The following is a 23501-nucleotide window of genomic DNA, read 5'->3' on the forward strand; positions in this document are numbered from 1 at the left end:
CACCTGTCCGCCCGTACCCCTGTGCGCCGTGTTCCGGATCGCTCGTCATGCCCCCACCTTTTCCGGAACCACCGCCCCGGCGCGAGACGTTTGTGACGTGTCGGCGGTACGGTCGGGCTCGCCGCCCGCCGCGCCGTTCTCTTCCGGCCGTCCGTCAGGAGTTCGCCGATGATCACCGCAAGCGCCCGCAGCGACCGGCGGATCAGCCCGGTCTTCCTCGGGATCGCCGCCGTGGCGGCGGTGTCGGGCTGGGCGGTGTGGACGGGCACCGGGTATCCGTACGGGCTCGCGGTCTTCGTCTTCGTCACGGCGGCGTGGGTGGTCTCGCTCTGCCTGCACGAGTACGCGCACGCCCGCACCGCGCTGCACAGCGGGGACCTCTCGGTCGGCGCGAAGGGCTACCTCACTCTCAATCCGCTCGCCTACACGCACGCCCTGCTCAGCATCGTGCTGCCGGTGCTGTTCGTGATCCTGGGCGGGATCGGGCTGCCGGGCGGCGCGGTCTTCATCGAGCGGGGGCGGATCCACGGCCGGTGGAAGCACAGCCTGATCTCGGCGGCGGGCCCGCTGACGAACGTGCTGTTCGCGCTGGTGTGCACGGCCCCGTTCTGGCTGGACGCGCTGGACGGTGTCCCGAGGGAGTTCCGGTACGCGCTGGCGTTCCTGGCCCTGCTCCAGGTCACCGCGGCGATTCTGAACTTCCTGCCGGTGCCGGGGCTGGACGGGTACGGGGTGATCGAGCCCTGGCTGTCGTACCGGATCCGGCGGCGGGTGGAGCCGTTCGCCCAGTTCGGGCTGCTCGCGGTGTTCGGCGTGCTGTGGATCCCGGAGATCAACCACGTCTTCTTCGACGCGGTCCGCGGCCTGCTGGACTCACTGGGCGTGAGCGGGACGGAGACGGAGTGCGGCCGCGCCGCCTACCGGTTCTGGGAGAACTGGAACCAGGAGTACCCGGTCTGCGCCCTCGCCCCGTGACCGGCGGTCCGGCCCTCAGCCCGCGGTCTGCGCGGTCTGCGCGCGGTGCCGCCGTACGTAGAACCACGCCATGTTCGACGAGAGCCCGGCCAGCAGCACCCAGACGATCCCCAGCAGGTTGCCCTGGGCGAACGAGATCACGGCCGCGACGACGGCCAGGACACAGACGGTGATGGCGTAGAGAGCGAGTCGGGGCATGGGGGCGGCTCCTGTCGGGGGCGGTGCGCGGTCCCGTCCAGTGTCCCCCATGCCCCTTTTCGCTCGCCGCAGGGTGGGTCCGGGAGCGGCCCGGGCCCGTACGGCCGGTGGCGGGTCCGGCTCAGACGTCGGTGGTGCGGAGCCCCGCGTGCGCCTTGTAGCGGCGGTTGACCGAGATCAGGTTGGCGACCAGCGACTCGACCTGGTGCGCGTTGCGCAGCCGTCCGGCGAAGATGCCGCGCATGCCGGGGATCCGGCCCGCCAGCGCCTGTACGAGGTCGGTGTCGGCGCGGGCCTCGCCCAGCACCAGCACATCGGTGTCGATCTCCTCGATGGACTCGTCCTGCAGCAGCACCGCCGAGAGGTGGTGGAAGGCGGCGGTGACCCGGGACTCCGGCAGCAGCGCGGCGGCCTGCTCGGCGGCGCTGCCCTCCTCGGGCTTCAGCGCGTAGGCGCCCTTCTTGTCGAAGCCGAGCGGGTTGACGCAGTCGATGACGACCTTGCCCGCGAGCTCGTCCCGCAGCGACTCCAGGGTCTTGGCATGGCCGTCCCACGGCACGGCGACGATCACCACGTCGCTGCGGCGCGCGCACTCCGCGTTGTCCGCGCCCTCGACGCCGTGGCCCAGCTCCTCGGCGGCGCTCCGCGCGCGGTCGGCGGCCCGGGAACCGATGATCACCTGCTGCCCGGCACGGGCGAACCGGTAGGCGAGGCCGCGCCCCTGCGGCCCGGTGCCGCCGAGCACGCCGACGGTCAGCCCGGAGACGTCGGGGAGGTCCCAGGGGTCCTTGGCGGGCGGCTTGGCCGCGCTGTCACTGCCATTCGTAGTCATGGCTCCGACATTACTGCCCGCCACGGAAGGCGACCCGGTGTGGTCCCGGGCTTCCCGTTCGGCTGGTCCGGGGCCGTTCTCCGGTGGAGGGTCCGGGTCCTGGGGCATGATGCCGGGCCATGGATGCCGTACGTGTCGCCCTGCTCCGTGAAGTGCTCGCCGGGACCGAGTGGCCCGCCGCGACCCGGCGGTTCGCCGGGGCGCTGAGGTCGTCGGTGGTGCCGCACGGCGGCGGGCTGCTGCTGGTGGGGACGGCGGAGTACGAGCCGTGGCATCTGGCGGCCCATCTGGTCGACGAGTCCACCTGGTCCGGGCTGCCGGAGCTGGCCCCCACCCTGGTGCGCCACCGGGTGGAGCCGGGCGGCCCCGCGCATCTGGCCGTGGGGCTCGGCCGGATCGAGGCGGCGGGGCGGGGCGAGACGCTGCTCCTGGTGGCTCCGGAACGGCCCGGCGCGGGTCTGCTGGAGCGGGTGCACGACGCGCGGCGTGCCGGGGCCACGGTGCTCTCGCTGAACGACGGCGATCCGGAGGTGCGGGGGCTCGCCCACGAGACGCTCGCGGTGACCGGCGCCGACGACGTCGACCTCGACACCGTGCAGCATCTGGTGAGCGCGGCGGCCGGGGAGAACAGCGCCCCCGCGCCGCGCGGCCGCCGCGGCTTCCGGGACCGGCTGTCCCGGCTCGCCGACCAGTTGACGGCGCCGCCCCCGGCGCGCTGGTGAGGCCGGCGGCGGGGCGGCCCGCAACCGTGGGCCCGACGGTGCAGGTCCCACGCTGACAGCCGCTGCCGACTGCCGCCGACGTCCGCTGCGGTGCCACTGCCGACTACATGACTGCCGCCCGCCGCCCGCCGCCCGCCGCCCGCCGCCACAATCCGTTGCCGTGCCACTGCCCACTGCCCACTGCCCACTGCCGCGAAAATCCGTTGCGGTGCCACTGCCGGCGGCACAGCATGGCCTCCTGTGACTTCTGCTCCCTCGCTGGCCGGCCGGCTGGCCGCCCTGCTGCCCGACCTCACCCCCTTGCGCTCCGGCGGCGACTTCCGGCTGCTGTGGATCCAGGGGCTGGTGACGTACTTCGGCAGCTTCATGGCGATGATCGCGCTGCCGCTCCAGATCAAGGAGCTGACGGGTTCGCCGCTGGCCGTCGGGGTGATGGGCGCGGTCGAGCTGGTGCCGCTGGTCGTCTTCGGCCTGTACGGCGGGGCGCTCGCGGACGCCGCGGACCGCCGCAGGGTGATCCTGGCGACCGAGGCGGGGCTGGGGCTGCTCGCGGTCGTACTCCTGGTGAACGCGGCGATGCCCGCCCCGATGCTCTGGCCGCTCTACGTGGTCGCGGCCGGGGTCTCCGCGCTCGCCGGGCTCCAGCGGCCCGCGCTGGACTCGCTGATGGCCCGGATCGTGCCGCACGAGCAGCTGACGGCGGCCGCCGCGCTGAATTCGCTGCGCTGGCAGTTCGGTGCGATCACCGGCCCGGCGGTGGCGGGGGTCACGGTGGCGTACGCGGGGCACGCCACGGCGTACGCCGTCACGGTGGTCACGTTCGCCGGCTCCGTGCTGCTGTGTCTGCGGCTGGCGCCCGCGCCGCCCGCCCGGGAGAACACGAAGCCGTCGCTGCGCGGCATCGTGGAGGGCGCGAAGTACGCCTGGAGCCGGCCGGTGCTGCTGGGGACGTACGCGGTCGACATGGCCGCGATGTTCTTCGCCTTCCCGAACGCGATCTTCCCGTTCCTGGCGGACGACCTGCACGCCGACTGGTCGCTGGGCCTGATGTACGCCGCGGACTCGGTCGGATCACTGGTGCTGGGGCTGACCAGCGGCTGGACGTCGCGGGTGCGGCGGCACGGGCTGTTCGTGGTGTTCGGGGCCGCGGTCTGGGGGCTGGCGATCGCGGCGGCCGGCTGGTTCGGCAATGTGTGGCTGGTCCTGGTCTGCCTGGCGGTGGCGGGCGCGGGCGACATGCTCAGCGGTCTGGGCCGCTCCACGATCTGGAACCAGACGATCCCGGAGGAGCTGCGGGGCCGGCTGGCGGGCATCGAGGTGCTCTCGTACAGCATCGGCCCGCAGCTGGGTCAGGTGCGGGCCGGTGCGATGGCGGGCTGGACGGGGACCAGGTCGGCGATCTGGAGCGGCGGGGTGGCGTGCGTGGCCTCGGTCGCGCTGCTGACGGCCGCGCTGCCGAAGCTGCTCACGTACGACTCCGAGACGGACGAGGACGCGCTGCGCAGGCGGAGGGCCAGGGAGGCCGGGAGCGCCGGGAAAGCCGGCGACTCCAGCCCCTCCGCCGCCTGAGGAGCGGGCTCCGGGAACGCCCCCGGCCTCCCCCGGTCAGGACTCCGGACCGGGCGGGGTGGTGCCCCCGTCGTGCCACTTGGGGTCGTTCTCCCACTCCAGGTTCCGCTCCCGCGCGGTGTCCATCGCGTGCTGCGCCTCCTCGCGGGAGGTGTACGGCCCGAACCGGTCCTTGGCCGGGCACTCGGGGCCCTCCTCGACCTTGTGGTGTTCCAGGCAGTAGTACCACTCGCCCGGCTTGCCGACCGTGCGCTTCTTGAACAGGGCCATCTCCGGCTCCTTCCCTCGGGACCATGCTGCCCCAAGCACGCTGGTTAGGGCCTGTCCGGCGGATCAGGGTCGGACAGGGCGTGGCGTCTGGTGCGGTGCATCGCAAGGCGCCGGAGCGTCCTGATAGCGGAGCTATCCGGGCGTTTCGGCAACGCGGCGAGGTGCCGTGCCAGGCGTCGCGACCCCGGCCATGCTCCGCCGGACAGGCCCTAGACTCGCTGACATGTCTGGCCAGTCGCTGCTCGCACCCGGGGAGATCACTCCCATCCGCTCCGTGCCCGGAAAGATCCGGCGCCCCGAATACGTGGGCAAGCCGGCCCCCACCCCGTACACCGGCCCGGAGGTGCAGGACGCCGACACCGTCGAGCGCATGCGCATCGCCGGCCGGATCGCCGCACAGGCGATGGCGGAGGCCGCGAAGCACATCGCCCCGGGTGTCACGACGGACGAACTCGACCGGGTCGCCCATGAGTTCATGTGCGACCACGGCGCCTACCCGTCGACGCTCGGCTACCGCGGATTCCCCAAGTCGCTCTGCACCTCGCTCAACGAGGTGATCTGCCACGGCATTCCGGACTCCACCGTGCTGCGCGACGGCGACATCGTGAACCTCGACGTCACGGCGTACATCGGCGGCGTGCACGGCGACAACAACGCCACGTACCTCTGCGGCGACGTCGACGAGGAGTCCCGGCTGCTCGTCGAGCGCACCGAGGAGTCGCTGAACCGGGCCATCAAGGCGGTCCGGCCGGGCCGCCAGGTCAATGTGATCGGGCGGGTCATCGAGTCGTACGCCAAGCGCTTCGGCTACGGCGTGGTGCGGGACTTCACCGGGCACGGGATCAACTCCTCGTTCCACTCCGGTCTGATCATTCCGCACTACGACAGCCCGCGCGCGACCACCGTGATGCAGCCGGGGATGACGTTCACCATCGAGCCGATGCTGACGCTGGGCAGCCACGACTACGACATGTGGGACGACGGCTGGACCGTGGTGACGAAGGACCGCAGGCGCACCGCGCAGTTCGAGCACACGCTGGTGGTGACGGAGACGGGTGCCGAGATCCTGACGCTCCCGTAGCCGACCGGACCCTTCCGCCCCGAAAGCGGCCGCCCTGCGGGGCGGCCGCTTTCGCGTACCCGGCACGCGGAACCAGGCGTATCGTTTTTACCGACAGGCCGTCGGGAAGCTGTTGACTTAGGTAAGCCTAAGTAGGAGGATCGGGGTTGTCGACAGCGGTTCCGCACCATGCGGCCGCTGCCGATGTTTCCGTCTCTTCCCGGACTTCCCGTCCCCTTCTCGGTCCCAGGAGGCCCGCCTTGGACGCAACCGCCGCCGCCACGCCCTTCTCGACGCTCATCCGTACCGCGTCGCACGAACAGCACACCGAGGCGGAGACCTCGTCCTTCATGAGCGATCTGCTGGGCGGACGGCTCGGGGTGGACGCGTACACGCGCTACACGGAGCAGCTGTGGTTCGTGTACCGGGCCCTGGAGGAAGGCGCGCAGGCGCTGCGGGGCGACCGGATCGCCGGTCCGTTCATCCGGGCCGAGCTGATGCGCACCGCCGAGCTGGAGCGCGATCTGGCCCACCTGCGGGGCGCGGACTGGCGCGAGGGCCTGGAGCCACTGCCGGCCACGGCCGCGTACGCCGACCGGGTCGCCGAGTGCGCCCGCGACTGGCCGGCCGGATACGTCGCGCACCACTACACCCGCTACCTGGGCGACCTCTCCGGCGGCCAGATCATCCGGGACAGGGCGGAGCGGACCTGGGGCTTCGCGCGCAAGGGTGACGGGGTCCGGTTCTACGTCTTCGAGGAGATAGCCAACCCCGCCTCGTTCAAGCGGGACTACCGCGAGCTGCTGGACGCGGTGGACGCGGACGACCTGGAGAAGCAGCGCATCATCGACGAGTGCAAGCGCGCGTTCGCGCTGAACACGGCGGTGTTCCGGGAGCTGGGCGAGGTGTTCCCGCTCAGCGCGTAGTGCCTCGTCCGGCGCGGCGTGGTGACCGGCCGGGCCGGTCGCCGCGCCGCGCCGTCGTGTTCCGCCGCGTGCTCAGCCGGCGTACGGGGCGGGCTTTCCGCGCAGGGCCAGCACGACGCGTCCGCCGATCTCCACCGCGCCGTCGGGCGCCGGGGCGGTGAGGATCTGGGAGCCGCGGCCCTGCCTGATGTTGAGGGCCCGCCCCAGCTCCGCGCTGAGCAGCAGCGCGGCCGCCCCGGTCGCCTCGTCCTCGGTGATGTTGTCGTCGCGCCGGGGGAACGCCCGCGCCCTGACCCGGCCGGCCGCCTCGTCCTCCCAGGCCCAGACGTAGAGCCACCCTTCCCCCGGCGGCGGGCCGGTGAGCGCCTCGACCTCGGCGACGGATCCGTACCGCTCCAGCGTGCGCGGGGGCGCCCACTCGGGGCGGGCGGTGATCCAGGTGAACTCGCCGTCCTGGCGGGCGAACACGTCGCCGACCGCCAGTTCCAGGATCTCCAGGTCGAGCAGCCAGGCCGTGCCGACGAGCGGGTGCCCGGCGAACGGCAGGCGCAGCCCGGGGGTGTAGATGTCCACCCGACCGCGCTCGGGGTCGTCGACGAAGACCGTCTCGCTGAAGCCGAGCCGGCCGGCCAGTGCCTGCCGGGACGCCTCGTCGGGGTGGCCGCGGCCGTCGCGGACGACACCGAGGGCGTTGCCGTGCCGGCCGTCGGGGCCGCAGAAAACGCGTAGTACGTCGATGCCCGCGGGTACGTCGAATTCGCTGTCGTTCACGTGAGAATTGAAGCACCGCCCGGGCGGCGGCCGTACGACCGGCCCACCCGGGCGGTTCCGTCACGCGCGGACGCGGACGGGTCAGACGGTACGGCGGCGGCGGGCCGCGATCACGACTCCGGCACCGGCCGCGACGACCACGCCCGAGGCGGCGAACAGGGCGCCCACCGGGATGTCGGAGCCGGTGGCGGCGAGGGAGCCCGCGCCGCCGACCGAGCCTCCGCCGACCGAGCCGCCACCGCCGACGCTGCCGCCGCCCGCGGTCGCGGAGCCGCCCGCCGAACCGGAGCCGCCCGCGAGGCCGGAACCACCGGCGGAGGCCGGGAGTTCGGCGTCCTTGTCGAGGGCGACCGCGACGGTCAGCGCGTCGAGCTGCTCACCGGCCGGGTACATGCCGCCGAAGGCCTTGGTGCCGTCGGCGGTGAGGGTCGCCGGGACGGCCGACAGGTTCACCACACCGCCCTTGGCGGCCAGTCGGCCCTTCGGCAGCTTCAGGTCGGCGACGGCCAGACCGGTGTACGTGGAGACCTTCTTGGTCTTGCGGTCCTTGGTGGAGACGTCCGCGATCAGCGTGCCCTTCGTGCCGTTCACCTGGATCTCCATGCCGGACAGGGAGAGATCGAGGGTGTACGCGCCGTTCTCCTCATGGCCCAGGAAGCGGACCTTGCCGTGGAATCCGGCGTTCAGGGTCTGCTTCGCGGCGTCGAAGTGGCCGGTGGCGTCGGGGAAGCGGTAGCCGTCGCCGGAGGCGGTGGCGCCTGCCGTGATCCGGACCTTGCCGTTGGCGATCGGGCCGGTGACGTACGAGCGGAAGGACTTCTTGACGCCCCAGTCCAGGGTGCCGTCGTGGATCTCGCCCGCTTCGGTGCCGGTCGGTCCGGTGGAGGGGGAGGCGGGCGGGGTGGGCTTCGCGCTCGGCCCGGTGGACGGCTCGGTGCTGGGCTTCGCGGAGGGCTCGGTGCCGGGTTCCTCGGTGGGCTTCTCGCTCGGCTTCTCACTCGGCTTCTCGCTCGGCTTCTGGCTCGGCTCCGCCGCCGCCTTCACCGAGAGGGTGGCCGGGTCGAGCGCGTCGCCCTCCTTGTACTGGCCGTCGAAGGCCTCCGAGCCGGCCTTCGTCAGCGTCGCCGGGATGTCCTTGAAGAGCATCGCACCGCCCTCGCCCTTGCCCGGCTTCACCGCCGAGAGGTCGAGGGACGCGAACTCCACGTCGTCCTTGGTGCCCTTCGGGGTCGTGACGTCGACGGTGATCGCTCCGCCGGTCCCGGTCGTGGCGAGCTTCACGTCGGAGAGCGTGATGTCGAGGACGCCGCCGTGGGCGTAGAAGTTGACGCCGCCCCTGAACGCGGTGTCGGTGCCGTGGGTGGCCGTGTCGTAGGTGCCCCTGCCGTCGGTGAAGGTGAACGCGCCGTTGCCGGCGGCCTGGGTGGCCCCGTCCTTGACGGTGATCTTCCCGCCGGAGAACGGCGAGGCGAGGTACTTGCGGAAGGACTCCTTGACGCCCCATTCCAGCGTGCCGTCCGTCAGTTCCAGCTTCGGTGCGGCGGCGGCCCTGCCGCCGGCCGGGGCGCCTTCGTCGGCGAGCGCCGGAAGGGCGAGCACGGTGGCGCCGAGGGCGGCCGCCGTGGCGACTGCGGCGGTAAGGGCTATGGGACGGCGGTTGGCTGCCATGGTCGTTGGTCTCCTCAGGGACAGGGGTGGTGCAGGGGGGGTCAGTTGTTGTTCTGCCGGGTGGCACGGCGGCGGACCAGCCAGAAGGCGCCCGCCGCGGCGACGAGCAGGGCCGCGCCGCCCAGGACCGGGTACAGGACGGTGCCGGTGGCGGTGCCCGCTGCCGCGGTGGCGGCGGCGGGCTTCTCCGCGGCCGGGGCGGACGACGGCCCGGACGACGGCCCGGGGTCGCTGCCCAGGTCGGGCAGGGCGGGCAGTTCGGCCCCGGAGCCGACGGCGACGGCCAGTGAGACCGGGTCCATCGCGGTGCCCGCCCGGTAGAGCGAGCCGAATGCCTCGGCGCCTTCGGTGGTGAGGGTGGCGGGGGCCTCGGTGAGGACGGCGAGACCGTCCTTCGGGGCGAAGTCCTTCGCGGTGAAGGTGACCAGCGGGACGGCCTCGTCCCGGTCGCCGCGGCTGTGGACGTCGGCCAGGAGCGTGCCCCTGCCCGCCGCCAACCGGACCTTGACGGCCGACAGTTCCAGGTCGAGCCCGTCGGCCCCGGTGAAGTGGACGCTGCCCGCGAAGCCGGCGTCCAGGGTCTGCTTCTCCGGGTCGTAGGTTCCGCTGCCCTTCGGGAAGCGGAACAGTGCCCCGCCGTCCTCGGCCCCTTCGGCCAGGGTCCACTTCCCCTTGCCGATGGAGCCGGTGACGTACTCGCGGAAGGTCCGGCGGACGCCCCAGTCGACGGCGGCGTCCTCGAAGCGCCCGGCGGCCGGGGCGGCCTTCCTCGCTTCCTTCTTCTTCCCGGGGGACTTGGTGGCGGCGGGCTTCCCGGCCGGGGCGGAGGTGTCCACCGAGAGGCTGACCGGGTCGAGCGGGGTGCCCGCCGGGTAGTAGCCGGCGAACGACTTCGCGCCCTGTGCGGTCAGGGTCGCCGGGACGTTGCGAAGGGCGATGGGGGTGGAACCGCCCTTCATGTCGATCCCGGACAGACCGAGCGTCGCGAGCGGCACCTGGGCGGCCGAGGTCACGCGGCCGGTCCCCCGGTCCTTGCCGACCATGTCGGCGTACAGGGTTCCGCTGCCGCCCGCGATGCGGACGGTGGGGCGGCTGATGGTGAGGTCGAGCTCATGGCCGCCGTCGGCCTTGCGGTGGCCGAGGAAGCGGACCCCGCCCGCGAAGGCCGAGCTGAAGGCCCCGGTCGCCGGGTCGTAGGAACCGGTGGCGGAGTGGAAGCGGAACTGGCTGCCGCCGACCGTGGCGGCGCCGCCGGTCAGGCTCCAACTGCCGTTCGCCACAGGCCCGGTGACATAGCTCTGGAAGGAGGACTTGATGCCCCAGTCCAGCCGGCCGCCCTGCACCGTGCGGCCCGCCGCCTGCGCGGCGGTGGCCGGGAGCAGCGCCCCCAGCACGGCCGCGAGAAGCACGACGGTGAGTGCGCGGGTACGTCTGGACGACAGCATGGACCCCTCCGAGGTCTCGAAAGTCAGGTAAGGCTAACCTAAGCTATACGAGTTCCGCGGTGGACCCCTACCCCCGCATCGCTCGCATACCAGGACCAACTGCCCCTCGCAGACGACCGGAACGACAGGACGGTGCCCCAGTGCGCTTCTCGCAGGACTTCGCCCCGCCGGGTGCCGACCGGCGGCCGGGGCGCGGCCGGGCCGGGGCCCGTGGACCGCTCGGCATCCTGGCCGCCGCCCTCGCCCTGGCCCTCGGCCTGACGGGCTGCGGCGCCGGCACGGACCAGGGCGCCCCCTCCACCGGAGCCGCCCCCGGAGCCGCCGCCGACCGGATCGAGCCGCTGACCACCGCGCCGCGGCCACAGCTGCCCGTTACGGTGAAGTCGGCGGACGGCGCCGAGGTCACCGTCACCTCGGCGGACCGGATCGTGCCGCTGACCGGCGGGCTGAGCGAGATCGTCTTCACCCTCGGTCTCGGCAAGCGGGTCGTGGCCCGTGACATCACCGCCACCTTCGAACAGGCCGCGAAACTCCCCGTGGTGACCCGGGCCCATGACGTCTCGGCGGAGAGCGTGCTGTCGCTGAAGCCGACCGTCGTGCTCGCCGAGACCACGACCGGCCCGGCGGAGGCCGTCGACCAGATCCGGGACGCCGGCATTCCGCTCGTCGTCGTCGCACCCGCCAAGCAGCTCTCCGACGTCGGCCGCCGGATCGACACCGTGGCGGCGGCCCTGGGCGTACCGGAGTCGGGCACCGAACTGAACTCGCGCACCCGGTCGCGCATCGACACGGTGCGCGAGTCCGTGCCCGCCCCGGCGGACGGGCGGAAGAAACCCCGGGTGGCCTTCCTCTATCTGCGGGGCTCGGCCTCGGTGTATCTGCTGGGCGGCCGGGAGTCGGGGGCGAGTTCGCTGCTCGAAGCGGCGGGGGCCGTCGACGCCGGCAAGGCGTCCGGGCTGACGAAGGACTTCACCGCCATCACCAGCGAAGCACTCGCCAAGGCCGCCCCCGACGCCATCCTGGTGATGACCAAGGGACTCGAATCGGTGGGTGGCGTCGACGGACTCGTGAAGATCCCGGGCATCGCCGAGACCCCGGCCGGGATGGACCGGCGGATCGTCTCCGTCGACGACGGCGTGCTGCTGAACTACGGCCCGCGCACCGACCGGGTGCTGAGCGAACTGATCGCGCAGCTCTACCCGCGGGACGGGGCGGACAAGTGACCGCCCCGTCCCCGCAACGCGTCCGCACCGGGGCCGCCGCCGCCCCGGACCGCGCACCGGCCCCGAAGCCCCGGCGCTCCCCCGCCTTCGCACTGACCGCCGGGCTGCTCGCCGCCCTCCTGGTGAGCAGCCTGCTCTCCGCCGGGCTCGGCGCGTACAGCATCCCGCTCGGCGATGTCCTCGGCTCCGTCCAGCACCGGCTCGGCCTCGGCGGGGCCGCGCTCGACCGGGTCGGCGAGAGCGTGCTGTGGAACGTACGGCTGCCGAGAGTGGTCCTCGCCCTGCTGGTCGGGGCCTCGCTGGGCTGTGCCGGCGCCCTGATGCAGGGGGTGTTCGGCAATCCGCTCGCCGAGCCCGGGGTGATCGGGATCTCCTCCGGCGCCGCGGTCGGCGCGGTCGCCTCGATCGCGCTCGGGCTGAGCTTCTTCGGCAACTGGACCGTCACCGTCTGCGCGTTCGCCGCCGGACTCGTCACCGTGCTGCTGGTGTACGCGCTGTCCCGGTCAGGCGGACGGACCGAGGTGGTGACGCTGATCCTCACCGGGATCGCGGTCAACGCCTTCGCGGGCGCGCTGATCGGGCTGTTCATCTTCTTCGCCGACAACGCGCAGATCTCCCAGATCACCTTCTGGCAGCTGGGCTCGCTGGCCCAGGCGACCTGGCCCAAGGTGCTCGCGGTGCTGCCGTGCGCGGTGCTCGGGCTGCTCGTCGCGCCCTTCCATGCCCGGAAGCTGGACCTGCTCGCACTCGGTGAGCGGCCCGCCCGGCATCTGGGCGTGGATGTCGAACGGCTCCGGATCGTGCTGGTGCTCGTCGTGGCGCTGCTGACCGCCGCCGCGGTGGCGGTCGCCGGGATCATCTCGTTCGTGGGGCTGCTGGTGCCGCATCTGCTGCGGATGGCGAACGGCCCCGGCCATCGCTTCCTGATCCCCGGCAGCGCGCTCGGCGGTGCCCTGGTGCTGGTGGTGGGAGATCTCGCGGCCCGTACCGTCGCCGATCCCGCCGAGCTGCCGCTCGGTGTGCTGACCGCGCTCTTCGGCAGCCCGTTCTTCTTCTGGCTGCTGCGCAGGACCCGTCGCAAGCAAGGTGGTTGGGCATGAGTGCGCTCAGGAATCCGTTCCGGGCACGGGGACGGCTGCTGCCCGCTCCCGCCGCCCCGGGCTCCCCCGTCGCCGAGGCGCGCGGGCTGGGGGTGCGGCTGGGGCAGCGGCCGGTACTCGACTCCATCGACCTGACCGCCCGGGCGGGCGAGGTGCTGGCGCTCGTGGGGCCCAACGGGGCGGGCAAGTCGACCCTGTTGGCGGCGCTGGCCGCCGATCTGCCCGCCGAGCACGGCGAGGTGCGGATCGACGGGCGCCCGGCCACCGGCTGGTCGGCCGCCGAACTGGCGCTGCGCCGGGCCGTGCTGCCGCAGTCCGCCGCGCTGTCGTTCCCGTTCCCGGTGGCGGACGTCGTACGGATGGGGCGGGCCCCGTGGGCCGGTACGGAGCGGGCGGACGAGGACGATCCCGCCGTTGCCTCGGCGATGGCGGCGACCGAGGTCACCGAGTTCGCCGAACGCCCCTTCTCCGCCCTGTCCGGCGGCGAGCGGGCCCGGGTCGCGCTGGCCCGGGTGCTGGCCCAGCGCGCCCCGCTGCTGCTGCTCGACGAGCCGACGGCCGCGCTCGACCTGCGCCACCAGGAGCTGGTACTGCGGATCTGCCGGGAGCGGGCCGCCGCCGGGGACGCGGTCGTCGTGGTGCTGCACGACCTGGGGCTCGCGGCGGCGTACGCGGACCGGGCGGCCGTGCTGCACGACGGGCGGATCGCGGTGGTGGGGCCGCCCGCCGGGGTGTTCACGGACGGACTGCTCGGCGAGGTCTACCGGCAGCCGGTCGAGGTGTTCCCGCATCCGCGGACCGGGGCGCCGCTCGTCGTACCGACCAGAGACGCTTGACCATTGCTTGACTCTTCCGTGAGGCACCCATGGGCTGTCTGTGATCACCCCGTTCCCGGGCAGCCGGGATGAGAGCTGAATCACGGCACGGGTGGGTATCGCTCAGGTAAGCCTCGGTTAAGTTAGGTCCGCCTCACCAGCCTTTGTCCCGATCTTCTCCCGCTTCTCCTTCGTCCTCATGTGGAGCCCGTATGCGAGCCGTTCGTTTCTCCGTCGTCACCGCTGCCGCCACGGTGGCCGCTCTGACCGCCGTCACGGGCTGCGCACAGAAGAGCGACGGCAAGGGCGACGGTGCCCTCCAGGTCGTCGCGAAGGACGACTCCTGCGAGGTGTCGAAGAAGAAGGTTCCGGCCGGTCACATCGAACTGGCCGTGCAGAACAAGGGATCCAAGGTCACCGAGGTCTACGTCCTGTTCCCGGACGACCGCATCGTCGCCGAGCGCGAGAACATCGGCCCCGGCACCAAGGCCAACATCACCGCCGAGATCAAGGCCGGTTCGTACGAGATCGCCTGCAAGCCCGGCATGAAGGGCCACGGCATCCGGCAGAAGCTGGAGGTCACCGGCGGCAAGGCGGCCAAGCGCAGCCCCGAGATGGACAAGGCCGTCGCCGAGTACCGCACCTACGTCCAGGCCCAGGCCGACGAGACGCTGCCGAAGGCCAAGAAGTTCACGGACGCCGTCGCCGCCGGTGACATCGAGGCCGCCAAGAAGATCTACGCCGACTCCCGGCTCGGCTGGGAGCGCACCGAGCCGGTCGCCGAGTCCTTCGGCGACATCGACCCGAAGGTCGACATCCGCGAGGACGGCCTGGAGGACGGCCAGAAGTGGACCGGCTGGCACCGCCTGGAGAAGGCGCTGTGGCAGGACAAGAAGCTGGGCGCCGAGGAGAAGGCCCTCGCGCCGGCCCTCTACAAGGACCTGCTCGACTGGCAGAAGCGGGTTGGCACGGCGGACATCACCCCGACCTCGATGGCCAACGGCGCCAAGGAACTCCTCGACGAGGTCGCCACCGGCAAGGTCACCGGTGAGGAGGAGCGCTACAGCCACACCGACCTGATCGACTTCAAGGCCAATGTCGAGGGCGCGGAGAAGTCCTACGAGCTGCTGAAGCCGATCGCCTCGAAGAACGACGCGGCGCTGGCCACCACCCTGGACAAGCGGTTCGCGGAGCTCAACACGCTGCTGGACAAGTACCGCGAGGACAAGGGCTCCTACGAGTTCACCTCGTACGAGAAGGTCGGCAAGGCGGACCGCAAGGAGCTGTCGGACGCGGTCAACGCGCTGGCCGAGCCGCTGTCCCGGCTCGCCGCCGCGGTGACGAAGTAACGGGCGGGAAGGCTCCGGTCATGTCCGACCAGACACAGGCCGCCCGGACCCCGGACGAGACCTCCGGGCCCGCGCCGTCCCGCCGGGCACTCCTCGGCTGGGGCGGTGCGGGGCTCGCGCTCGGCGCCGTCGCCGCCGGTGGCGCGGTCGCCGCGGTGGGCACCGGCAGCGACGCGGTGCCGGCCGCGGACAGCGGTGCGGCCGTGCCGTTCCACGGCGCGCACCAGGCGGGCATCGCCACCGCCGTGCAGGACCGGCTGCACTTCGCCGCGTTCGACGTGACGACGAAGGACCGCGCCGAGCTGATCGCGCTGCTCAAGGAGTGGACGCGGGCGGCGGAGCGGATGACGGCCGGTCACGCGGTCGGTGACGGGGCGTACGGCGGTCTCGCCGAGGCCCCGCCCGACGACACCGGCGAGGCGCTGGGGCTGAAGCCGTCCCGGCTCACCCTCACCATCGGCTTCGGCCCCTCGCTCTTCGCCAAGGGCCGGTTCGGCCTGGAGGACAAGCGCCCCGAGGCGCTCGTCGACCTGCCGAAGTTCCCCGGTGACAACCTCGACGCGGCGCGCAGCGGCGGCGACCTCTGTGTCCAGGCGTGTGCGGACGACCCTCAGGTCGCGGTGCACGCCATCCGCAACCTCGCCAGGATCGGCATGGGCCGCACCGCGATCCGCTGGTCCCAGCTGGGCTTCGGCAAGACGTCCTCGACGACGCCGGACGCCCAGACCCCGCGCAACATGATGGGCTTCAAGGACGGCACCCGGAACATCTCCGGCACCGACACCGCCGCCCTGGACGAACACGTCTGGGTCGGCGGGAAGGACGACGCGGGCTGGATGACCGGGGGTTCGTACCTGGTCGCCCGCCGCATCCGGATGCACATCGAGACCTGGGACCGCGCCCCGCTCCAGGAGCAGGAGGACGTCTTCGGCCGCGACAAGGGCGAGGGCGCCCCGGTCGGCAGGTCCAAGGAGCGCGACGAGCCGTTCCTGAAGGCGATGCTGCCGACCGCGCACGTGCGCCTGGCCCACCCGGACAGCAACGGCGGCGCGACGATCCTGCGCCGCGGCTACTCCTTCACCGACGGCACGGACGGCCTCGGCCGGCTCGACGCCGGGCTGTTCTTCATCGCCTACCAGCGCGATGTCCGCAAGGCATTCATTCCGCTGCAACGGCGCCTGGCGGCGCACGACGCACTCAACGAGTACATCCAGCACGTGGGTTCGGCGCACTTCGCCGTCCCGCCGGGCGTCCGCGACAAGGACGACTGGTGGGGCCGGGCGCTGTTCTCGTAACGGGTCGGAACAGAAAGGAGCACCGGGAACGTGTTCAGCAACTTTTTGATCGGCCTGCGCGAGGGCCTGGAGGCCAGCCTGGTCGTCTGCATCCTCATCGCCTATCTGGTGAAGACCGGCAACCGGCACAAGCTGGTGCCGATCTGGACCGGCGTCGGGATCGCGGTCGTCGTCAGCCTGGCGTTCGGCGCCGGGCTCGAATTCGGTTCGCAGGAGATGACGTTCAAGGCCCAGGAGGCGCTCGGCGGTTCGCTGTCGATCGTCTCCGTCGGCCTGGTCACCTGGATGGTCTTCTGGATGCGGCGTACCGCGCGGCACCTGAAGACGGAGCTGCACGGCAAGCTGGACGCGGCGCTCGCGATGGGCACCGGTGCGCTGGTCGCCACGGCGCTCCTCGCGGTGGGCCGGGAGGGGCTGGAGACCTCGCTGTTCGTGTGGCGTGCGGTGCACGCGGCGGACGACGGCTGGCACCCGATGATCGGCGCGCTCCTCGGGATCGCGGCCGCCGTCGTGCTGGGCTGGCTGTTCTACCGGGGTGCGCTGCGGATCAACCTGTCGAAGTTCTTCACCTGGACCGGCGGCATGCTGGTGATCGTCGCCGCGGGCGTCCTCGCGTACGGCGTGCACGACCTCCAGGAGGCGGAGTTCATCGGCGGTCTCCACAACCAGGCGTTCGACATCAGCGCCACGATCCCGCCGGACAGCTGGTACGGCACGCTGCTGAAGGGCACGTTCAACTTCCAGCCCGACCCGACCGTTCTCCAGATCACGGTGTGGGCGCTGTATCTGATCCCCACCCTCGCGCTGTTCCTCGCCCCGGTAGGGTTCGGACGGTCAGAGGGCCGGGCAGTGGGAGCGACGGATCAGAAGGCGCGGAAAGCAACGGATGAGAAGCCTGAGGCCGATTCGGCTGGCGACGGGGCTCGCGACGGCGACGGTGCTGTCGATGACGGCGAGCGGTTGCGTGACGGTGCACGGCGAGCTGGAAGTGGTTCCGGCGGCAACCAGGTCTGAGGCCGCGCAGGCCCTGAAGGACTTCACCTCCGCGTACAACGCGGCGGACAAGGCGTACGACCCGGCCCTGGACGCGGACCGGGTCACCGGGCCGCTCGGCGCGATCAACCAGGCCGGGCTGAAGGCACGGCAGAAGAACCATCCGGACGGCAACCCGGACCACTCGCCGCTGGAGCTGACCGACGCCACCTACGTCATCCCGAAGAAGGCCGGCTGGCCGCGTTGGTTCCTCGCGGACACCGACTCCAACCGCGACCGGGACAGCGGGGAGACGGACAGCCGCTGGCTGGTCGTCTTCGTCAAGTCGGGCCCCGGCGCCGGGTGGAAGGCCGCCTACCTGGCGGTCGTCGCCCCTTCCCGGCTGCCCTCCTTCGCGAAGGACGACGACGGCCGGGCCAGGCCGGTGGCCGCCGGCAGCACCGCTCTGGCCGTGGCGCCGAAGGACCTGAGCACCCAGTACACGCAGTACCTGCAGAAGGGGGCCCCGGACGTCTTCGCCCCCGGCTCCGCCACCTCGGGCTGGCGCGAGACGCGCCGGACCACCCGGCGGGCGGGTTTCTCGTACCAGTACATCGACCAGCCGCTGGACGGCGGTTCGTTCGGCCCGCTCGGGCTGGCGACGGACGACGGCGGGGCGCTGGTCTTCTTCAGCAGCAAGCACTTCGAGCGGCAGACCGCGGCGAAGGGGCTGCGCCCGCCGCTCAACGCGGACGCGGAGGCGCTGCTGACCGGTGAGGTGGAGTCCACCCTCACCAAGGAGCGGGTCTCCAGCCAACTGGTGTACGTACCGAAGAAGGGCTCGACGAAGGACGGCGGCAAGGTCGTCCTGCTGAACAGGCTGCCGGGCCTGACGGCGGCGAAGGGCTCCTGACGGAACCGGGGCCGCCGCTCGGCCGGCCCCGGCCGTCCGCCGGAGGGTCTGCTACCGGCTCAGCGGCCAGGCCACCGAGTCGTGGTCGAGATCACTCTGGTCCGCCGCGTCCGCGTACTGCGCGCACGCGTCGGTCAGTGTCTCCAGCAGGGTCAGCGGGTCGGGCAGCGGGTTCTCCGGCCCGCGCACCCAGCGCACGTCGAGCTCGCCGGGGAGCAGGGCCGGCGGCAGGAGCACATAGCTGCCCCGGCAGTGCCACCGCAGCCCCGGGTGCTCGTCCATGGTCTCGGGGTGGCAGTCGAGCTCGCACGGCCACCACTCGTCCTCGTCCTCGGGCGTACCGCGGGTGGCGGTGAAGAAGAGCATCCGGTCGTCGCCGGAGCGGGCGACGGGGCCGACGTCGATGCCGGCGGCGAGGAGCCGCTCCAGCGCCTGGCTGCCCGCGCTCAGCGGCACGTCGAGCACGTCGTGGATCATGCCGGTCGCGGTGATGAAGTTGGCCTGCGGCTGGCTGCGGGCCCAGCGCTCGATCTGTGCCCGGTCGGTGGTGGACTGCGTCTGCCAGGCGAAGGAGATCGGGTGCCGGGCGGGGGTGGGACAGCCGATGCGTTCGCACGAACATCGGTACCCGACGGGATGGGCGGCCGGCGCGATCGGCATGCCGGCCTCGGCGACGGCCAGGAGCAGCGCCTCCCGGGCGGTGTCGTCGACCTTGCTCTGCTGCGGTTTGGGTCGGCGGCGAAGCCATTGGGAAAACTTGCTCTCTGAGCCGCGATAACGGCCGAAATCGGCGCCCATCTATCCCCTTACCTCAGCGTTGCCCCTGCCCATGGTCCCACCATCCTGCGCCTCGGGTGGCCGGACTCCGGAAGCGGGGTACGGACGGCGATGCCGTGAGCTGGGCACTATGCCACTTCTTGTCATGAAATGACGGGTGCGTCTCGGGGAACCGGGACCGCGCAGCGCAGCTCAGGGCGCCAGCCCGCGCACCACATGGTCGACGACGGCGTCCGCGTACTCGCGGGTGAGCGGGAGTGTGCGCAGCAGCCAGCGGTGGGTGAGCGGGCCCACGAGGAGCTCCACGGCGATCCGCGGGTCGGCGTCGGCACGCACCTGGCCCGCCTGCCGGGCGGCCCGCAGCCGGGCGATGTACAGCTGGAGCCCGGGGTCGAGCAGCTTCTGCACGAATTCGGCGCCGACCTGCGGGTCGACGATCCCGGCGGCGGCGAGCGCCCTGGTCGGCGCCTCGAAGGCGGGGTCGTTCAGCTCGTCGACGGTGGCCCGCAGCACGGTCTTGAGGTCGGCGGCGAGATCGCCGGTGTCCGGGATCCCCTGCGGCCGGTCCGCGCCGCTCTGCGCGGCGGTCCGCTCGCCGAGGGCCACGAACGCCTCCAGCAGGACGGCCGCCCTGGAGGGCCACCAGCGGTAGATCGTCTGCTTCCCGACACCGGCCCGCGCGGCGATGGCCTCGATGGTGGTCCGCGGATAGCCCACCTCGGCGACCAGGCCGAGCGCCGCGTCATGGATCGCGCGGCGCGATCGCTCGCTGCGACGGCTGGAGTCGGGCACCCGGTTCTCTACCATGGCGGCCAATCTAACAGCGGGCCGAGCCGGTACGTATCGTCTTCCGGCCCGGCGGAACCACCCGATCGGATCACTGCGCACCGGACCCGGAGAGCGGACCATGGGCTCACGCACACACCCGTGCGATGTCCCCTCGGCAGGCAATCCCTGCCTTTTCGTGAGGAGCCCGCGTTGCCTCGTGAAGCCACACCCCGCCGCTACCTGATGTGCGCCCCCGCGTATTTCAGGGTGACGTACTCCATCAATCCCTGGATGGACCCCAGCAAGCCCGTGGACCTCCCCCTGGCCCAGACCCAGTGGGAGGACCTGCGCGACCGGTACCGCGCCCTCGGGCACACCGTGGAGCTGCTCACCCCCCGCCCCGAGCTGCCCGACATGGTGTTCGCCGCCAACGGCGCCACGGTCATCGACGGCCGGGTGCTGGGCGCCCGCTTCGCGTACCGGGAGCGGTACGAGGAGGCCGGGGCCCACCGCGAGTGGTTCCGGGCCGGCGGTTTCACCGAGATCCACGAGCCGGACCACGTCAACGAGGGCGAGGGCGACTTCGCGGTCACCTCGTCGTACGTGCTGGCCGGGCGGGGCTTCCGGTCCAGTCCGCTCTCGCACGGCGAGGCCCAGGAGTTCTTCGGGCGCCCGGTGATCGGGCTCGATCTGGTCGACCCGCGTTACTACCACCTGGACACGGCGCTGTCCGTGCTCGACGACGCGGGCGACGAGATCATGTACTACCCGGGCGCGTTCTCGCCGGGCAGCCGGTCGGTGCTGGCCCGGCTCTTCCCGGACGCGCTGATCGCCGAGGAGGCGGACGCCGCGGCGCTCGGTCTGAACGCGGTGAGCGACGGGCGCCATGTGCTGCTGCCGCAGGCCGCGACCGGGCTCTTCGATCCGCTGCGGGCGCGGGGGTTCGAGCCGGTGCCGATGGACCTGGGCGAGCTGCTCAAGGGCGGCGGCAGCGTGAAGTGCTGCACGCAGGAGCTGCGGGGGTGACCCGGCGGGTGGCCCTCAGGCGTTCCCGCCGGGCGGCCACTCGTCGCCCCACGCGACGTCCCTGGCGGCCCGGTACAGCTCGCCGTGCCGCTTGGTGACCGTGGCGCGCCGCAGGGCCTCGTCGCGGGTGCACAGGTCCAGCAGCACCTGTCCCTTGCGGATCTGCGGCTTGCGGGTGACCCGCGCCGTCACGGGCTCCGTCGCGAAGCGGGTCGCCACCACATAGCTGAACTTCTCGTCCTCGTAGGGCAGCGAGCCGCCCTTGACCTTCCGGTGCAGCGAGGAGCGGCTGACCCGGGCCGAGAAGTGGCACCAGTCCGTGCCCGGCTCGATCGGGCAGGCCGCGCTGTGCGGGCAGGGCGCGGCGACCGTCAGTCCGGCGGCGATCAGCCGGTCGCGGGCCTCGATGATCCGGGCGTAGCCGTCGGGGGTGCCCGGTTCGACGACCACGACCGCCTGCGCGGCGGCCGCCGCGCTGTCGACGAGGGCGGTCCGGACGTCCGCGGTCAGTTCCTTGAGTACGTAGGAGACGGTGATCAGGTCCGTGGGGGCGAGTTCCAGGCCGGCGTCGATCCGGGCCCGGCGCCACTCGGCGGCGCGCAGCGCGGGAACGCCGGACAGCCCGGCCAGTTCGCTGCCGAGGGCGAGCGCGGGCTCGGCCCAGTCCAGCACGGCTGTCCGCGGCCCCTCCTCCCAGGCCCCTGCCACGGCCCAGCTCGCCGCTCCGGTGCCGCCGCCGACGTCGGTGTGGGTGGCGGGCGTCCAGTCGGGGGCGGCCGCCCGGAGCGCGGCGATCGCGGACCGTACCGCTTCGAAGGTGGCGGGCATCCGGTACGCGGCGTACGCGGCGACGTCGGAGCGGTCGCGGAGCACCGGCGCGTCGGTCGGGGTGGTCCCGCGGTAGTTGGCGATGAGCCGTTCGACGGCCTGGGCGGCCCGCTTGGGCGGCAGCCCGTCGAGCAGTCCGGCGAGCGTCGCGCGCAGGACTTCCGCGGTGGGGAGGGTGGCGTTCACCGACGAATTGTAGGCAAAGCCGACGGACCTGTCCCCGCCCCGGTATCCGCGCCGATCTGCACGGAATCCGAACTGCCGCGATGCCCACCCAAGTTGCTACGCTGACCGCCGCTGGAGTCTCTCGTTTGGACCAGGCCGGGCTCGCGGGGCCCGGTGCCGCATGATCCGAACGGAAAGACCCCGGGTCGGGATTGCCCATCGAGGGGAACCATGAGACAGAAGATCGTGCGCCTGGTTCTGGTCGGCGGAGTGCTCGTGCTGGCCATGCTTCTTCTGCTCGCCACCTGCGGCAGCGGTGAGAAGAGCACGGACAAGCCGGAGAAGCAGGCCAAGAAGAAGAGTCCGGCCGGGGTGACACAGCTCACCGTTCCGTCCGCGTACGCGCCCGAGCGCGGCTGGGAGCTCATCGGGACCTCGCCCGACTACGCGATCTCCCGGACCACGGGACGCCTCGCCTACCTGGTGCGGGAGTCGGAGACCAAGTACCAGCTGCGGACCATCGACAACAAGACGGGGCAGGCCGGCTGGCACGGCGAGAGCTGGCGGCCCCCGTCCCCGCACCAGTTCCCGAGGCTCCTCCCGGTCACCGTCGACGACCACGAGTACTTCGTGACGTGGGCGTACGGAAAGGTCGGCGAGAACGCGCTGACCCCCGCCGACACGATCGTCTCGCTGGACGTCTACGACGTGGAGGACGGCTCCCGGCGACGCGTCGAGGTGCCGTGGAACTCGGTCCCGACGGTCTCCACCACCGGACCCGGCATCCTGATCAGTGACGGCCGGACGAACAGCGCGGTGGTCGACCCGGTGACCGGCCGGGTGACCGACGTCTCGGCGCCCGCGCTCAAGTACCCGAAGGGCTGCAAGACCTGCAAGCAGCTCACCGAGGTGCGCGGGCTGACGCAGAAGGGGCTGCTGGTCAGCGGGTCCAAGGAATTCTGGGTGCAGGGCGGCTGGTTCAGCCGCAATGTCGCGCCCAAGGGGACGGACAAGTACAGCGGGATCCCCACGTCGGTGGTCCCGGGTCTGATCCTGGCGAAGTGGCAGCTGGACAAGAAGGCGAAGCGCGCCACCACCCACGACATGTGGGTGGTGCACGACGTGGAGACCGGCAAGCCGCTGGCCTCGGTGGAGTGCAGCAAGCCCGCGATAAAGCCGGGCCAGTACCCGCAGCTCATCGCCGCGCCCTCCGGTTCCTACCTGGTGGCCGGACCGCTCGCGTTCGACCTGGCCACGAAGCGGGGCTTCTGCTTCGAGGGCGCGGACGGCACGAAGCCGCTGACCCTGGCGTCGGTGAACGACGAGGGCACCGCGTACGGCGCGGCGAGCGCGCGCAACGCGGCCGATGTCCTGGCCGGCGGCGGGGCCCCCGTCGCGGTCGCCGTCCGCAGCGGCTCGACGGGCGCCCTGCCCTCGAACGTGCGTGTCCCGGGCATGGAGACCGCGGACGGTGTCGGCCTGTTCCGCTGGACCGACGAGAAGGACCGCCCGCATCTGATCGGGTACCCGAGGGCCTCGTAGCGTCGCGCAGGACCGGGCCGAGGACCGGGGCGGATACTCGTCCGCCCCGGTTCGGACCCCGCTGTCGCCCGATGGAGGAGGGACCGGTGCCGGCCCCCGCCTCCGTTCGTCCCCCGCGGCTTCGGACCGGACCCGGTCGGGGGGGGGGGGGGGGGGGGGGGGGGGGGCCCCGCCCCCCCCCCCCCCCCCCCCCCCCCCGCCCCTCCCGTCTCAGCCGCTTACGCTCGCCGCGCCCGTCTCGATGTGTCCGGTGTACCGCCGCGACCAGGAGGCGTCACTGCCGATCTTCACG

At 72.4% G+C, this 23501-nt stretch carries 23 protein-coding genes; 14 read left to right on the forward strand and 9 right to left on the reverse strand.

The genetic code is table 11. The annotated features are described in order from the left end of the window. Nucleotides 1–168 precede the first annotated feature (168 nt). Complete coding sequence (locus tag ACGF8B_RS15270; RefSeq protein ID WP_392738286.1) at nt 169–975, forward strand: site-2 protease family protein; 807 nt, start codon at nt 169–171, stop codon at nt 973–975. A 15-nt stretch (nt 976–990) separates the two neighbouring features. On the opposite strand, the gene ACGF8B_RS15275 is transcribed toward ACGF8B_RS15270, so the two are convergent. After that, entirely contained in the window at nt 991–1173 is a 183-nt protein-coding gene (locus ACGF8B_RS15275; protein WP_259929713.1) for a hypothetical protein, read from the reverse strand. A gap of 121 nt (nt 1174–1294) precedes the next feature. Then, nucleotides 1295–2005 carry an NADPH-dependent F420 reductase gene (gene npdG / locus ACGF8B_RS15280; RefSeq protein ID WP_392738289.1) on the reverse strand — a complete coding sequence of 237 codons (711 nt, stop codon included), beginning with the start codon at nt 2003–2005 and terminating at the stop codon, nt 1295–1297. 119 nt (nt 2006–2124) lie between these two features. On the opposite strand from npdG, the gene ACGF8B_RS15285 reads away from it, so the two are divergent. Next, nucleotides 2125–2727, forward strand: coding sequence for a hypothetical protein (locus ACGF8B_RS15285; protein WP_266916215.1), 603 nt, complete (start codon nt 2125–2127; stop codon nt 2725–2727). A gap of 240 nt (nt 2728–2967) precedes the next feature. After that, nucleotides 2968–4296, forward strand: coding sequence for an MFS transporter (locus ACGF8B_RS15290; protein ID WP_392738292.1), 1329 nt, complete (start codon nt 2968–2970; stop codon nt 4294–4296). Nucleotides 4297–4332: 36 nt separating this feature from the next. Here the strand turns inward: ACGF8B_RS15290 and ACGF8B_RS15295 are convergent, their stop codons facing one another. Beyond that, nucleotides 4333–4566 (reverse strand): hypothetical protein, encoded by a 234-nt coding sequence (locus ACGF8B_RS15295; RefSeq protein WP_124718011.1) that lies wholly within the window; start codon nt 4564–4566, stop codon nt 4333–4335. A gap of 223 nt (nt 4567–4789) precedes the next feature. On the opposite strand from ACGF8B_RS15295, the gene map reads away from it, so the two are divergent. Both map and ACGF8B_RS15305 read left to right on the forward strand, forming a co-directional pair. Further along, a complete protein-coding gene (map, locus tag ACGF8B_RS15300) occupies nt 4790–5647 on the forward strand; it encodes a type I methionyl aminopeptidase (protein WP_392738295.1) in 858 nt (285 codons plus the stop codon). A gap of 239 nt (nt 5648–5886) precedes the next feature. Then, entirely contained in the window at nt 5887–6552 is a 666-nt protein-coding gene (locus ACGF8B_RS15305) for a heme oxygenase (biliverdin-producing) (RefSeq protein ID WP_392738298.1), read from the forward strand. Nucleotides 6553–6624: 72 nt separating this feature from the next. On the opposite strand, the gene ACGF8B_RS15310 is transcribed toward ACGF8B_RS15305, so the two are convergent. From ACGF8B_RS15310 to ACGF8B_RS15320, 3 genes are all read right to left on the reverse strand, one after another. Beyond that, nucleotides 6625–7323 carry a PhzF family phenazine biosynthesis protein gene (locus ACGF8B_RS15310; protein WP_392738301.1) on the reverse strand — a complete coding sequence of 233 codons (699 nt, stop codon included), beginning with the start codon at nt 7321–7323 and terminating at the stop codon, nt 6625–6627. 81 nt (nt 7324–7404) lie between these two features. Continuing rightward, nucleotides 7405–8991: an HtaA domain-containing protein gene (locus tag ACGF8B_RS15315; RefSeq protein WP_392738302.1), complete on the reverse strand. Its 1587-nt coding sequence runs from the start codon at nt 8989–8991 to the stop codon at nt 7405–7407. Between the two features lie 41 nt (nt 8992–9032). Then, a complete protein-coding gene (locus tag ACGF8B_RS15320; RefSeq protein ID WP_392738305.1) occupies nt 9033–10436 on the reverse strand; it encodes an HtaA domain-containing protein in 1404 nt (467 codons plus the stop codon). Nucleotides 10437–10576: 140 nt separating this feature from the next. On the opposite strand from ACGF8B_RS15320, the gene ACGF8B_RS15325 reads away from it, so the two are divergent. From ACGF8B_RS15325 to ACGF8B_RS15355, 7 genes are all read left to right on the forward strand, one after another. Further along, nucleotides 10577–11659, forward strand: coding sequence for a hemin ABC transporter substrate-binding protein (locus tag ACGF8B_RS15325; protein ID WP_392738308.1), 1083 nt, complete (start codon nt 10577–10579; stop codon nt 11657–11659). Beyond that, nucleotides 11656–12759 carry a FecCD family ABC transporter permease gene (locus tag ACGF8B_RS15330; protein ID WP_392738311.1) on the forward strand — a complete coding sequence of 368 codons (1104 nt, stop codon included), beginning with the start codon at nt 11656–11658 and terminating at the stop codon, nt 12757–12759. Before ACGF8B_RS15325 ends, ACGF8B_RS15330 begins: the two co-directional genes overlap by 4 nt. Further along, complete coding sequence (locus ACGF8B_RS15335) at nt 12756–13595, forward strand: heme ABC transporter ATP-binding protein (protein WP_392738314.1); 840 nt, start codon at nt 12756–12758, stop codon at nt 13593–13595. Before ACGF8B_RS15330 ends, ACGF8B_RS15335 begins: the two co-directional genes overlap by 4 nt. Nucleotides 13596–13786: 191 nt before the next feature. Further along, the gene (gene efeO / locus ACGF8B_RS15340) at nt 13787–14923 is read left to right on the forward strand and encodes an iron uptake system protein EfeO (RefSeq protein WP_365475297.1); all 1137 of its coding nucleotides are present in this window, start codon (nt 13787–13789) and stop codon (nt 14921–14923) included. A gap of 20 nt (nt 14924–14943) precedes the next feature. Continuing rightward, entirely contained in the window at nt 14944–16218 is a 1275-nt protein-coding gene (gene efeB, locus ACGF8B_RS15345) for an iron uptake transporter deferrochelatase/peroxidase subunit (RefSeq protein ID WP_392738316.1), read from the forward strand. A gap of 30 nt (nt 16219–16248) precedes the next feature. Continuing rightward, the gene (gene efeU, locus ACGF8B_RS15350) at nt 16249–17232 is read left to right on the forward strand and encodes an iron uptake transporter permease EfeU (RefSeq protein WP_392738319.1); all 984 of its coding nucleotides are present in this window, start codon (nt 16249–16251) and stop codon (nt 17230–17232) included. Beyond that, on the forward strand, nt 17165–18103 hold the full coding sequence (locus ACGF8B_RS15355; RefSeq protein WP_392738320.1) for a hypothetical protein: 939 nt from the start codon (nt 17165–17167) through the stop codon (nt 18101–18103). Before efeU ends, ACGF8B_RS15355 begins: the two co-directional genes overlap by 68 nt. 51 nt (nt 18104–18154) lie before the next feature. Here ACGF8B_RS15355 and ACGF8B_RS15360 read toward each other — a convergent pair whose 3' ends face one another. Together ACGF8B_RS15360 and ACGF8B_RS15365 are read right to left on the reverse strand one after the other, a co-directional pair. After that, nucleotides 18155–18901: a bifunctional DNA primase/polymerase gene (locus ACGF8B_RS15360; RefSeq protein ID WP_385205101.1), complete on the reverse strand. Its 747-nt coding sequence runs from the start codon at nt 18899–18901 to the stop codon at nt 18155–18157. 171 nt (nt 18902–19072) lie between these two features. Next, on the reverse strand, nt 19073–19687 hold the full coding sequence (locus ACGF8B_RS15365) for a TetR/AcrR family transcriptional regulator (protein ID WP_392738322.1): 615 nt from the start codon (nt 19685–19687) through the stop codon (nt 19073–19075). A gap of 171 nt (nt 19688–19858) precedes the next feature. Between ACGF8B_RS15365 and ddaH the strand changes: the two genes are divergently transcribed. After that, complete coding sequence (gene ddaH, locus ACGF8B_RS15370) at nt 19859–20674, forward strand: dimethylargininase (RefSeq protein ID WP_392738324.1); 816 nt, start codon at nt 19859–19861, stop codon at nt 20672–20674. 15 nt (nt 20675–20689) lie between these two features. On the opposite strand, the gene ACGF8B_RS15375 is transcribed toward ddaH, so the two are convergent. After that, entirely contained in the window at nt 20690–21688 is a 999-nt protein-coding gene (locus ACGF8B_RS15375) for a small ribosomal subunit Rsm22 family protein (protein WP_392738326.1), read from the reverse strand. Nucleotides 21689–21898: 210 nt separating this feature from the next. On the opposite strand from ACGF8B_RS15375, the gene ACGF8B_RS15380 reads away from it, so the two are divergent. Continuing rightward, on the forward strand, nt 21899–23209 hold the full coding sequence (locus ACGF8B_RS15380; protein WP_392738327.1) for a hypothetical protein: 1311 nt from the start codon (nt 21899–21901) through the stop codon (nt 23207–23209). Nucleotides 23210–23501 lie beyond the last annotated feature (292 nt).

This window comes from Streptomyces sp. NPDC047917 (assembly GCF_043204345.1).
Taxonomy (GTDB): domain Bacteria; phylum Actinomycetota; class Actinomycetes; order Streptomycetales; family Streptomycetaceae; genus Streptomyces; species Streptomyces sanglieri.